The sequence below is a fragment of the Methanosarcina spelaei genome (assembly GCF_002287235.1).
Lineage (GTDB): Archaea > Halobacteriota > Methanosarcinia > Methanosarcinales > Methanosarcinaceae > Methanosarcina > Methanosarcina spelaei.
Genome location: NZ_LMVP01000048.1, coordinates 1 through 12,820, shown reverse-complemented (window position 1 = coordinate 12,820; position 12,820 = coordinate 1). Strand labels below are relative to the sequence as shown.

Here is a 12,820-nt window from a genome sequence, read left to right as displayed (position 1 = left end):
GCAGCAGTTCAAAGAATGCTCTATTACCTAATCAGGATTATCAACCATTTTAAGAGTTGTTCCTGGATGACCTTCTTGACCTCCAGGGTTCTTTTCGCTCTTTTTACGGAGACTCTTGGGATTAGGTTTTCCTTTGACAAAAAAATCAGTAGAAGGAGGTTTACTGCTGTTTCTGCTATTTTGATTTAAGCGAGATTCTAAAACTTGCAATTTTTCACTAAGCTGTTTTATTTGAGATTCAAGACTCTCAATGTAAGTTGCAATAACTTCAGGATTTGAAGTACACAGAGCAAGAATCTCTTCACGTTTCATCAAAGATAGAAATAACTCATTGTAAATCCAATTTTTCCTCGAAAAGAGGAAAAATTGTGTAGCCCTAAAAAGGCTACCTGAATAGTAACAAACGTTTTTGATATCTTAACCCTGAACTTTCTTTTTAAGCTTTTTCGCTTCTTCTGCAACTCCCTTTTTAGAGTGTACCTTTGCTATAAGTTCTACGGCGTCAAGGTTTCGGACAGCATTGTCCAGGTACCCGAAGACATCACCCTGATAGGCTGAAATCCCATACTTGTCTTCAAGTTTCTTTACAATCTGTCCAGGTTCAAGTCCTTCTGTACGCAGCTTGACTATTTTTTCCGAAAACTTCTGTTCTGCGCAGCCACAGTAAGGCGAATCTTTGCATTTACAGGTTAAAAAGTCCGAAGCAAAATCCAGCAGAAGTCCCTGAATTTTTGCATCAAGCTGGGAAAGGGATTCCCCGTCAAAAATTATGTCAAGTGTAGCTCCCTGAAAAATCCTTGAAGGCATATTTACATGCAGTGAGCTTCCTATCTGATTTGCATACTTGAAATACGCTGCATCAAAAAACTCCAGGTTCGTTGCAATCTTCAGGGCTTCGTTCTCTCCAAGTACTGCATCCCTAATCAGAAAAGCTTTCGATACCTGAAGGAAATGAGCTGCTATAATTTTTCCAAAACGCGTAAGCGTTATTCGGTTTCCTTTTCTTTCCACAAAACGATAGCTTTGAAGGCGCAGAATCAATTTATCCAGGTCGTAGCTTCCAAACATCTGGTTATGGATCATTTTTAGATCCTGCACTGAAGAGGTGACTGCAACCGATGCAAGTACTTCCTCGAGCTGTTCGGCTTCTCCGTAATGTACGCCTGCTGATAACATTTCTCCCTGGAGTAGTTTAATTGCAACCTCTTCTTCGGTATCGGACTGTGAACCTGAGTACGATTTTCCAGGCACGGGCATAAGCACAACAACTCCTCTATCATGGTAGTCAGGTCTTCCTGCCCTGCCGCTCATCTGCAGAAAGTCCTGGACTGAAATCCAATCTATTCCCATTGCCAAAGACTCAAAAATCACCTGGGAAGCCGGAAAATCCACTCCAGCCGCAAGAGCAGCCGTAGTTACAATTACTGGGAGTTCTCCTTTTGCAAAGCGAGTTTCGACTTTCTTTCTCTCATACTGGGAAAGCCCGGCATGGTAAGGTGCCGCATGAATCGAAAGGGCTCCTGCAAGCTTGTGGCAGTTTCGACGGGAGTTTGTAAATACAATTGTCTGCCCCCTATGCTTTTTGGAAGAGAGCATTGAATATTCTTCTTTAGCAAACTGGGAAATCAACTTTGCCTTTTCGTTTTCCTGGCAGAAAAGAAGGTGCCTGTCAATAGGAACCGGCCTGTGCTCGTAACGGACAAGCTGGGCTCCGAGTTTCTTCGCATAACCTGCTGGATTTGCAACGGTTGCAGAGAGATAGATGAATTGAGCTTCGGGTGCTACATACCTCAGCCTTCCAATAAGTCCGTCCAGCCTGTGACCTCTCTCCTGGTCTTCGAGAATATGGACTTCGTCCACTACTACAGTTCCGATTTTACCAAGAAAATCAGCGTTTCCCGACCGAAGCATGTGGTCTATGCCCTCGTAAGTTCCTACTATGATATCCGCACCAGGGCTGGTCTGCATCTTCACGCGTTGAGAAGTTTTTATGAGAATTGCACCGATCTTTATGGAAGTTGTGAGCCCGAGTTTTGAATAACGTTCTTTGAACTGGTCGTACTTCTGGTTTGCAAGTGCAACCAGGGGAACGAGATAGAGCATTTTTCCTTTTTTGTTAAGAAGGTTCTGGATTCCTGCCATCTCCCCTATAAGGGTCTTTCCGGTTGCTGTTGCCGAGACTACAAACTGGTTTTTTCCTTCCAGAAGTCCTGCTTCTATCGATAATGCCTGGACAGGCAGCAGGGTCTCGGATTTCTCAAGCAGTATATCCTTAAATTTCTTTTGAAGAGGTAGGCTTTTTACCCTGACTGTAGCACTGTCGGGATTTGTCCTTATAGTATCGTAACGTGTGAACTCAGGGTCCAGCCTTTCAGGGCTCAGCATCCGGATAGTCCTGTCAAGGTCTCGGGTTTTTGAGAGCACCTGTTCCAGGAAATCTATGGATTTTTCCCCATATTGCACACCAGCTGAGCGGACTGCACGTAAAAGTTCTTCTTTTGCACAATCCAGACAGATTAGTTCGTTATTATACTTGATGGATTTACTGTTTATAAAGTTGAAACGTCCGTTTATCCAACAATGTTTACAAATTTTTACTTTATCAGCTTTAAGTTGAAAACCTTCAAGCATTTCCAGAAAAGCAGCCTCATTTGCAGGATCTCCTCCCTCTGCGAGCATTATTCGGTTTGCACTGCGCAGTAGCTCTATAAATTGTTGTGGAGGGATGAATTCTTCCTTTTTCTTGCCGGCAAGGAGCCTGATTTTAAGAGGGCGCGGCCCTTTGTAACTATCTTTTATGAGGAGCTCGGCCATATAAAGCGGCTGTTTCATTCGGTCCTTTATAGCCATAACTCTTATCTTTGATTTTTCAGCGTAACCTAGGACCCAGAGCATGATTCTTTATCCTGATATATAAATGATATATGTAAGCTTCCCTTGAAAACCTGCAAATTTCCTTTTAAAGTTTAAATTTTAAAAGTCAATATTCTGTTCTTTTCTTAATTTCGAACAACATAGTTTTGTATTTACAGGTAAAACTTATTCAATATGTCAAGGTTTATTCGAGTTTGTGGGATTCTGCCCAATCTTATTATATTTTGTTTAAATGTAATGGATTATGTTTAGTTTATTAAGTTCCATTAAAGTTATTACTTGAACTCTAAGTAATATTTATATTTAGAGTATTTTACAGTGCGCAATGTTTTTTCTTTTACTCTTCCTGAGCACACCTTCTTACCTTCCAAGTCTATCCTTTATCTTCTTTGCAACCTCATCTTATGGTCATTATTATATAAATATTTTATCACTTAATTATTATATTAATAAAATTGTCCGATGTTGGCTATATCTCGATACTGCTGAATATGCTATTTAGGAAGATTATTTTAAGAACTATTTGGGCAAGAAATTATGGGAAAACGGTATCAAGAAAGTGTTTAATAGAAGTATTTGATGAAAGTGTTTTTATAAAGTTATTATTCGAAAGTATGCAACATGAAATTTATTCATACAGAAGCAACTATCCTGTTTAGTCTTTAAGTACGGTTTTAAGGAAGAAGCATAGATTCATTGATCTTTAGCTCAGATGTAATTCACAAACAGGCTCCTTCCTTTGCAAATCTGCATCCGCAGTTTCGAGTTTTCGGAATGTTTTCTATAGTATCCGAAATAATCTCAAAGATTGCGTCCTGAGCTTTTCCCACAACATCAGTGACTTCATCAGCTGTCAGTTTCTGTGTGGTCATTCCGCAGGCCTGATTTGTGATAACAGCAAGAGAAGCGTAACAGAGGCTGAGTTCTTTTGCAAGGTTCACTTCAGGTACACCGGTCATGCCCACGACATCTGCAAATTGACTCATCATGCGGATTTCGGCCCTGGTCTCAAAACGCGGACCTTCCGTACAGGCATAAATTCCTTCGGTATAGGGCAGTCCCTGTTTTTCCAGAGCGTCTCTAAGAGCTGTCCTGATCTCAGGGCAGTAAGGTTCAGATACATCGACATGTACGGTTCTGTCATCATAAAAGGTAGAAGGTCGGTTTCGGGTAAAGTCTATGAAATCATCAAGTACTACAAAGCTGCCCACCGGATGTCCTCTCATTGAGCCTACGGAGTTCGTGGAGATTACACGTTTTGCTCCGACTGAATGCACAACCCAAATATTGGCTCTGTAATTAATCCTGTGAGGAGGAATATGATTTTCTCCGGCATGCCTGGGGATTACTGCAACTGTTTTCCCTCTTATAGTAGTAAGATAAGCTGTGACTTCTCCATATGGAGTATGTATTGACTGGCTTTCGAATTCCTGATATGAGTTAAAACCAACGCCACCTAGCACCGCTATCTCAACGTTTTCATCTACTTTTTCCATTTTTCATCTTCCAAGTGGTTTTATTATTACCTTATTTTCCGTTAGTCCAGCCTTGTTTAGCCTTAAATTCTTTTGCAGACCGCTTGCGTCAGGCAAGTTTTTTCTTTCTTCTGCCTCTTCCTTTCTCTTCGTTTTCGGAGATCTGGTTTGATACACTGTATTTTATGCCTGCAAGGGCAATAAGAATAGCAACTGCAACCGAATACACAAAGTACTGGAGGGCGAGGGTTGCGTCATTTGTAGCACCTTTCGAAAGGGAAGCTGTCGCTAAAATGTATGTACTTGCACCCCAGAAAAGCAGCCCTGTTGCGATCACAAATAAAGAAATTGCAACGTTTTTATAAATGGGCTTATTTTCCATCCTTAAATCAAAGATTTTTCCAAAATTGGCAAGCAATATGGCTCCTGCATACCACCAGACTGAAGCATTAATGAATACTGAGACAAGCGTAAGGATCCCTTGATACCATACTCCGTCTGCCGAGTAAAGCTTCCATACTTCCGTAGCTCCGTATGCAGTTGCTACAAGAGTTGTAAGCAGAGCAGCCGTATAGCTGATAAAAACCATTCTCTGTTCAAGAAAAGCGTCCCAAAGCTTTTCTTTTTCAAGAGCAACAAGATCGTCCAGTCCAAAACCTCTGTATAACATATAAAACCCTACAGCTGCAAGAATTCCCACAACTGCACCGTCGGGATAATCTGCAAGCAAAAATATTGCATAAATGAGAAAAGCAAGCCCTAAAGGTACAAAGAAAGTCTGGGAGATTTTCGGGTCACTGAAGACATGTTTCAGGATATAGTAAGTACTTTCCAGATTCTGGCTCTGCATTATTACGATTCTTTTCACGGAGTCAATTCTCATACGGGATTGGACAATAGGTACAAGTGTTTCGTCTTCTGCCCCGTCCGAGACGAATATTGCTCTCTGCACATCATTCACATTGAGGAATGTTTCAAGCTGCTCGGCAATTTTCTGGTCCGAGATCACTCCAACATTTTTGTCTCCTGCAAAAGAAACTATCTCAGCATCAGTTCCTTTTGCCCGCAACTCATCAAGAATCTTGATTCCACCGAAAATCGTATTTGTGTCAGAATCCTCCGGGTCTGCGATCCCAAGTGCGACGGCAGCCTGAACATTTGCCTCCCGTCCTACTATCGGGGTTTCGAGTTTTGCTTTTTCGCCCAGATCGTTATCTCTGTCTATGCATATAACTAAGGTCTGCATATCTCCTCTATAGCTTTCAATAGCTTACTCTATCGCAGAGAGCTGTTTTTTCATGTACGGCATCCTGATTCGGCTCTCATATCTTCCTGTCGGAGTTTTACATAAACTCTTTTAATCAGTTAAATCGCTTTACTTTTTACAAGCATACTATTTTAATTTATACTTTATAAGCTTGTAGCGTAAAGGAGTTTATTAAACATCAATTTTCACATCCAAAGATACTTTTATAATTTCAAAAATCCATAAGTAAATGTTTACAAAAATAGGCTCTCTTTTTGAGAGAAATCCGTTATATTTATAAAAAATAAAAAGGGGTTTATATGGCACAAACAATGGAAAACGAAAGTAAAGGGACCGAAGCTGGAAAAAAGAGCAGAATACAGGAAAAAGTTGGAAAGCTTGGAAATGACATTGACACTCTTGCAAAGAAAACAGGAGACGAAGCCTCTAAACTTGCAAAGAATATAAACACTGAGATCAAGTCTATCTCGGAAGAAATAAAATCAATTGATGTAAAAGATGAGGTAAAGAGCATCACCGCAGGGGTTGAAAAACTGGTTGATGCAACTGGCGATAGTGCAAAAAAACTTGCCTCAGAGATTAAGACTGATGTAAAGAAAATGGTAGATAAGATCGAAGTCCCGATCTCAAAGAAAAAATAAATAAATAAATAAATAAATAAATAAATAAATAAATAAATAAATAAATAGACTCAGTACCAAAACCTAGTGATGAATTTAAAGTTCAAAATCACTAGGTTTTGTAATTAGTCATGATCCTTGTGACATAACTTAAAAATTGAAGTCTTTAGATGTAGAATATTGATTTTGATGATAACTGGACTCTTCTTGCTAACTCAGGTCTTCAATTAAAAAATACGAAAATCACTGGATTTTGGAACAGAGTCAATAAATAAATAAATAAATAAATAAAGGCAAAGTAACAGCAGTGACAAAATCAAAGTAACAACAGTGACAAAACCAAAGTAACAACAGTGACAAAATCAAAGTAACAACAGTGACAAAATAATGATTAGAAGTTAAGATTTTTTTTCTCTGTGACGAGTAGTACTTTTTTAACCTTCTTTTTTATTATCGGCTTTGCTTCTCAATGTATATTCATTGAATCTTTCTCATTTCTCAATGCATACTCATTGAAGTATTTTTGTTTCTTAATGCATATTCGTTGAATCATTTCTGCTTTTATACTCCGTGCTTTCAATGTTTTTCGTCTTTACGTTTTTATTTCCCGAGTTAACTTTATTATTCAGCACGTCGTCTGTATAAATTATATTGGGGAGATCTCGATGCAATCATACTCTGACATTTCCAGGAGGCTTATAGCCTCAATAATCGATATTTCTGTAGTTATTTTTCTTTTTATGTTTTTAGAGCTAATTACGGAAAACGTGGATGAAACCCTTTTCTATACTCTGTTCTTTCTTACCATTTGGGCTTATTTTGTCCTTCAGGAGAGTTCAACCCTGAAGTCAACAGTGGGCAAGCAAGCTGTGAACATTATTGTTACTGACCTCAACGGAAACAGAATTTCCGTTACACAGGCAACAAAGCGTTTTATTCTGAAAATTCTTACTGTAATTCCCTTTTTTGCGGGGTTTCTACTTATTCTTTTTACCTCAAAAAAGCAGACTTTTCACGATATTGTTGCAAAGACAGTGGTATTTGTTCAGGAGGACAGATCTTAATTCTGCTCTCTCTTCTAATTTTCATCTAAAATGTCAATTTTTTTACGAGGAATACTTTTTTTATTATGGTGTCTTAATAATTAATGGGAAGTCATTTTCTACTAGAGCAATCAAGGGAAGTGTATTATGTCTATTTCCTTCAATCAGCGCAATTTTATCCAGAACAGACCTGTAAGCTTTGAGGGTTCTCTCTCAAGCCGTTCGCATGATATCTCTTTTTCTTCCGAATCCGCAGAAGAAATAAAACTTTTCCTTGATATGGATGGAGTCCTTACGGATTTCACCGCAGCCTGTGAAAAGCTCGGTGGTAATATGATGTTCTGGTACAATAACGATAGAGAACTCTTCTGGAAAAAGATCACATCTGCAGGAACTGAGTTCTGGTCAGAGATGTCCTGGATGCCCGGAGGGCAAGAATTGCATGGTTTTCTTAGAAGCTCGGGCCTTTGTCCGACAATCCTTTCTGCGCTTCCCGGACCTGAGAGGAAAAAAGCCTTAATCAATGCTAGAGAAGGAAAAATCAAATGGATCAGGAAAGAACTCGGGCCTTCTTATGCAGAAGCCGCAATTCTCTGTTACCGTCCTGAAAAAGCCTTACAATCAGGATTTGCAAGGGTTCTTATTGATGATAACTCCGAGAATATTCGTGAGTGGGAAGAAGCAGGAGGTATCGGAATCCTGCATAAGAACACTAGCCGGACAATTCGGTGTTTCACTAAGGTTCTTAAAGTCGAGCAAAAGTTCTGACATGTAAACTTTATAGGTAAGACCAAAATGGTTGACTGAAAACTTAGATTAAAAGGCTTATAAAATCTTAGACTAAAATCTTAGATTTCCTGAATCTTAGACTTCCTGATTACAGGCTACTATAAGGGCTACAAAATTTTGCCTGTGATTTTTGATATCTTCTCCTTGCGCATCCTTTAACCACTTTCTTCCCCCATGAATTGCGTGATCTCCGCAGATAAAGAAAATCGTTCCTTTTTCTGCATGTCTGTAAATCTCACCGAGATTTTCATCCACGGCTATTGCAGCCTTTTTCAGTTCTTTCCAGCTTTCTGCCCTGTGGGAAAAACGGTCAAGGGTTCTGAGGTGAACTGCCAGGATATCGGGTTTTTCTTTAAGGGCATGTAGCGCATAGTTCGTTATTTTAAGGTCATAATCCAGAATATCTTCGGAATTTGGGACTCCATAATATTCTTTTATCCGTCCTCTGAAACTTTCCGCACCTTCGGACTCTATGACTGCTGACGCTTTCATACCTGCCCTGCAAGCCCATTCCATAATGCTTTTCAGTCTCGGGTTTTCCGAGTCTTTTGTCCTTTCCGTGTAAATGTCCATGGTTGAGTAGATATTATGCTCTTCTGGCAGATATCCTGTAAATATTGATGCAATGGCAGGGGAGGTTATTGTCGCCGGGGACTTGCACCTGAAGAGTAACCCTTTTTCAGCGATATTACTCAAGTTCTTCATTATTGGAGAAAAATGATTATAAAGAGAATACCCCAGACTGTCAACCACAATAATCACTGATCTTTTGCAGCTTCTTTCTTTTGCGTAGCTCTCGACTTCAGGAATTGGTCTCCCAGTTGGCGGAACCATAGGGATTTTCAGGAGTTTTGAGATCGTAGGAGCAATATCAATGGTTTTGCACTCTAAAATTTTCATATGGTCTCCAATATATTATCTTGCAAGCCGGCTTATATGTCTTTCCAATATTCCTGTTTTAAACCCAGATAACTGTGAATATTTATATTGGACCGGGATGAATGTTCACTGGATAGAGTATGAGTTTCCAGGATGTAGAATTAATTTTAAAGGCGTAGAATTGATTTCCGAGGCGTATAATATAAGTCTCCAAGTGACAAAACTGCTTATGTAAAAACTGCTTATGTAAAAACTGACTATGTAAAAACTGACTATGTATACTTAATTTTTGTACGCATGTAAGCATAAAAACAGAAAAAAGCAAAAAGACTAAAGACAAATGTTAGCTAAGTACTAAGCAAGACCTAATTATTTGCTAAATATAAAAATAAAAAAGCAGCCTTATTAAGCTGCTTCAGCCCAAAAGATAAGGCTTCCGTTAAACTGTCCCGTAGACGAATAGTTTTCCGGTATATCAAGCTGGGCTTTCGTGGTTTCTGATGTGTTTGAAGCTATTGTCTTACTGTATTCAGAGCATTTGTTCTGGTCAAGCATAAGTCCTGTGCCGAATGGGCCGTCATCCTGGTCTTCTACTTCAGCCTTTACTTTTATATTGCCGTGTCCATTGTTTTTAAGGGTCAAAGGTACGGACTCGCTTGGTGTTCCCGGTTTTACTGTTCCGAAATTGACTGAGTTCGGTGTGACCTGCAAGCAAATAGCAGGTGTGATGTTCACAGTAAGTGATACCGTAGCTGAATCCGATCCAGATGAACTGGTTCCGTTATCACATGTTCCATTATCACTGGTTCCGTTATCACTAGTTCCGTTATCACTGGTTCCGTTATCACTTGTTCCGAAATCACTGGTTCCGTTTTCACTGGTTCCGTTATCACTGGTTCCGTTATCACTAGTTCCATTATCACTGGTTCCGTTATCGTTGTTTGTTCCGTCCTTATAACTGACGGTAAGGATCGCACTCGAGGGAGCAAGGTAGTCCCCACTATTGTCTGTAACATCAGGAGGAATTATCTGAGCCATGTTATTTTCGGCCAGAAGATAGCTCCCGACAGACCTTGCTTCATCGATATCCAGATCCGAGTATGGGGTTGAATCATAAACACCGGATACGTTCATTTCATTGAACTTCAACCTAATACCGTCATGTCCTCCAGACTGGACTGTGGTCCAGAGTTTGGCGTTGTCTACATTGCTGAGATTTACGGAGCCGTCGAATGGGATTTTTACGGTAGCTTCTTCAGGAGTCAGACCCCCTGAAGTACTCATCGTACTCACCATGTCACAGCCTTCGTTTATCCAGTATTCGGTTTCGTTTCCTGTAGCATCCTCATATACCACGAGTAGACCTATTCCATCAAAGCAGACAAAGTTCCCAGTCTCACTATTGGTGTTTGTAACTACTGTAGTATAGTTTCCACTTCCTTTTACAAGGTCTGTTACATCATAAGCCCAGGTACCGCTTGGATAATCATATACAGAGCCCCACCCCTTCTGGTCACTGTATTCGACGTCAGGAGTCAAAGCTTTATTCTGGAACTGCAGGTTCATGGAAGGATATACTCCGGTAGTGCCTGTAGCACTCCACGTCCAGTAATTATAGAGTCTCGCGAGTTTTACAGTTGCATTTTCAGGAAGCTTCAGATTGTGGTTTACTGTATATGTGCCGCCAGGAGATATCTTACCACTGTACTTGCTGTCTCCGTAATCATAAGTAATGTCGCCTTTTACAGTGTCGTGAGCATAAGTCTCAAGAGGCTTGTCTCCGGTATATCCGTTATTGTTGTCAGAAGAGTTGTCTCCAGTATTGTTGCCTGATGAGTTGTCTCCAGTATTGTTGCCTGATGAGTTGTCTCCAGTATTGTTGTCTGATGAGTTGTCTCCAGTATTGTTGCCTGATGAGTTATCTCCAGTATTGTTGTCAGATGAGTTGTCTCCAGTATTGTTGTCAGAGGAGTTATCTCCAGTATTGTTGTCAGAGGAATTATCTCCACTACCATTGTCTGAAGACGAAGTAGTGTATTCGGCTGTCAGTATAGCAAGAGCATTTTTATAGAACGCGTCAGTCCGGTCATAGGTCAGGGCGTTTGTGCCGGTCGATTTAAAACTGTCCTTGACATCCCATGAATCTAGCCCACAATAAGTACCCTGAGGTGTGTCTGAAGTGAGTGCTTTTCCGTTGAACATGTATGATCCGTCTGAACTTGCCATGTGTATATCTGTAAGTTTTGCATCTGTCAAAGACGCATCAGATGGCAAATTTGCCTGGAAGGATGTGCTCCCAACGTAAGTCTCACCATTGTCATCAACATAATAAGTATCTGGATCATGTCCGCGGTTTACCTGATACCATATCTTTTTTCCGCTACCGTCGTCATAAGCTACAATAAGGGTTATCAGTTTTATTCGGCCATCAAACTTATTGTCACTAGGTTCAGTATGTACGGTAGCTTCGTTTTCACCGGACTTTACAAGGCTTGTGACATCATAATACATCATGTAGTCACTGGTTACCCTGTCAACATGGTCGTTTACCTGGACATATGCTTTTCCGTCATTACCTCCATTAGTAATGTATGTATAAGGAACGTTGAGGGTTTCTGTTCCCAGAGTTTTATCGTTAAAAGTTACTGTTGCTTTTCCCTGGTAATTATTTTGCATGTGTCCGCAGTATACGGTTGTAAGCAACATTGCCCATTCGACCTTGGCGTTAGCCGGTAATGTAAAGGTCTTGTCTATAGTTTTAGCAGTGTGTATTTCCTGAGTTCCTGTTCCGTAGTAGCTGTCACAATAGACACCTCCGCTTACTGTTCCGCTGTGGACAGAAGTCAGAGGGATCCCGCCTACATAATTATCAGCCAGGCAGACTCCGCTACTCAGAATTAGAGTTAACAATATCAAAATCAGTTTTCTATTCGTCAATCTTCCTCCTGTACTTCAATTAGAGAAAGAATTCCAGAGATCTGTGAATAAGTAGCTCCTGTTAAAACTAACAGGAATCTAGACTATTACCTGTAGAAACAGAGCTAAGTAGTTTTTATTGGGTTCTAAGGAAAATATCTCAAATACGTTTTCAAACTGAACGGGTCAGATAGTTCCAGTTTCTGAGGGGCTCCTTTTGACAGTTATCTTTAGGACTCTTTCTCCTAAGTTTTTTCAGGTTTTAACTACTTTTTAAGATAAATGATCATTTTGTTAATAACTTTTCAGATATATTAATCTTTCCAAATGTTTTATAGATGCAATAATATGTGAAATATTATGTATATCGTAATTATTTATTTACTAATTATCAGTCGATTAATACAGATTTTTATTGACATATATGTAATTTATATGTGAATTGTTAAATAACAAAAAAAATAAAAACAGATCTCCTAACTAGCGATTAAAGATTTAGTTTGACAAGTTTATTTATTGAATTTATGCATAGTGTCTACCGTTCCGATTTAGTCTGACTGAACGATTAATATCTATTTATATTTTTATTACATTAAAGTATAATTTATATTATATAATAATCCTTAAATAACACATTTTACTTTATCTTTCCAATAATTACTGAAAATTGGAAATAAAGAGCCTATCCCAAAACCTTGAGTTTTGAATAATTGCTCTAATTTCTAAACATGAAAATAGTATAGATTTGGGAATGAAATTGGTTTTGGGATGAGCTCAAATATTGAAAATCTTGTCCTTATAACCTTTACTTAACAGTCTCTGTAAGTTAATTACACTGTTCTCTTACAAAATGGAATAAGTTAGAGGAACGTAAAGTAGAAATTCAAGTTGTTTGAATAAAGCCTACATTCCGCAGATGTACACAGATGTAGAATTTATTTGCCGATTTGCCATATT

At 39.3% G+C, this 12,820-nt stretch carries 8 protein-coding genes and 1 pseudogene; 3 read left to right on the top strand and 6 right to left on the bottom strand.

Features of this window, described 5'->3' with window-relative positions:
- Window positions 1-30 precede the first annotated feature (30 nt).
- The 4 genes and pseudogenes from ASJ81_RS04035 to ASJ81_RS04020 all read right to left on the bottom strand — a co-directional run.
- Window positions 31-315: pseudogene (locus ASJ81_RS04035) on the bottom strand (DUF6444 domain-containing protein); the annotation flags it as partial.
- A 102-nt stretch (window positions 316-417) separates the two neighbouring features.
- Window positions 418-2,898: a DUF5814 domain-containing protein gene (locus tag ASJ81_RS04030; protein ID WP_095643362.1), complete on the bottom strand. Its 2,481-nt coding sequence runs from the start codon at window positions 2,896-2,898 to the stop codon at window positions 418-420.
- Window positions 2,899-3,593: 695 nt separating this feature from the next.
- Complete coding sequence (gene mtnP / locus ASJ81_RS04025; RefSeq protein ID WP_095643361.1) at window positions 3,594-4,370, bottom strand: S-methyl-5'-thioadenosine phosphorylase; 777 nt, start codon at window positions 4,368-4,370, stop codon at window positions 3,594-3,596.
- An 88-nt stretch (window positions 4,371-4,458) separates the two neighbouring features.
- The gene (locus tag ASJ81_RS04020) at window positions 4,459-5,595 is read right to left on the bottom strand and encodes a DUF373 family protein (RefSeq protein ID WP_095643360.1); all 1,137 of its coding nucleotides are present in this window, start codon (window positions 5,593-5,595) and stop codon (window positions 4,459-4,461) included.
- A gap of 320 nt (window positions 5,596-5,915) precedes the next feature.
- Between ASJ81_RS04020 and ASJ81_RS04015 the strand changes: the two genes are divergently transcribed.
- From ASJ81_RS04015 to ASJ81_RS04005, 3 genes are all read left to right on the top strand, one after another.
- A complete protein-coding gene (locus ASJ81_RS04015; RefSeq protein ID WP_095643359.1) occupies window positions 5,916-6,257 on the top strand; it encodes a hypothetical protein in 342 nt (113 codons plus the stop codon).
- A gap of 644 nt (window positions 6,258-6,901) precedes the next feature.
- Window positions 6,902-7,300 (top strand): RDD family protein, encoded by a 399-nt coding sequence (locus tag ASJ81_RS04010; RefSeq protein WP_095643358.1) that lies wholly within the window; start codon window positions 6,902-6,904, stop codon window positions 7,298-7,300.
- Between the two features lie 126 nt (window positions 7,301-7,426).
- Window positions 7,427-8,047: a hypothetical protein gene (locus tag ASJ81_RS04005; RefSeq protein WP_095643357.1), complete on the top strand. Its 621-nt coding sequence runs from the start codon at window positions 7,427-7,429 to the stop codon at window positions 8,045-8,047.
- Window positions 8,048-8,143: 96 nt separating this feature from the next.
- Here the strand turns inward: ASJ81_RS04005 and ASJ81_RS04000 are convergent, their stop codons facing one another.
- Window positions 8,144-8,968 (bottom strand): alkaline phosphatase family protein, encoded by an 825-nt coding sequence (locus ASJ81_RS04000; protein ID WP_095643356.1) that lies wholly within the window; start codon window positions 8,966-8,968, stop codon window positions 8,144-8,146.
- Between the two features lie 384 nt (window positions 8,969-9,352).
- Window positions 9,353-11,884, bottom strand: coding sequence for a DUF3344 domain-containing protein (locus ASJ81_RS03995; protein WP_245859770.1), 2,532 nt, complete (start codon window positions 11,882-11,884; stop codon window positions 9,353-9,355).
- Between the last annotated feature and the right edge of the window lie 936 nt (window positions 11,885-12,820).

Coding starts and splice junctions, on each gene's coding strand:
- ASJ81_RS04010 (WP_095643358.1), top strand. CDS start 6,902: ATGCAATCATACTCTGACATTTCCAGGAGGCTTATAGCCTCAATAATC.
- mtnP (WP_095643361.1), bottom strand. CDS start 4,370: ATGGAAAAAGTAGATGAAAACGTTGAGATAGCGGTGCTAGGTGGCGTT.
- ASJ81_RS04015 (WP_095643359.1), top strand. CDS start 5,916: ATGGCACAAACAATGGAAAACGAAAGTAAAGGGACCGAAGCTGGAAAA.
- ASJ81_RS04005 (WP_095643357.1), top strand. CDS start 7,427: ATGTCTATTTCCTTCAATCAGCGCAATTTTATCCAGAACAGACCTGTA.
- ASJ81_RS04000 (WP_095643356.1), bottom strand. CDS start 8,968: ATGAAAATTTTAGAGTGCAAAACCATTGATATTGCTCCTACGATCTCA.
- ASJ81_RS04020 (WP_095643360.1), bottom strand. CDS start 5,595: ATGCAGACCTTAGTTATATGCATAGACAGAGATAACGATCTGGGCGAA.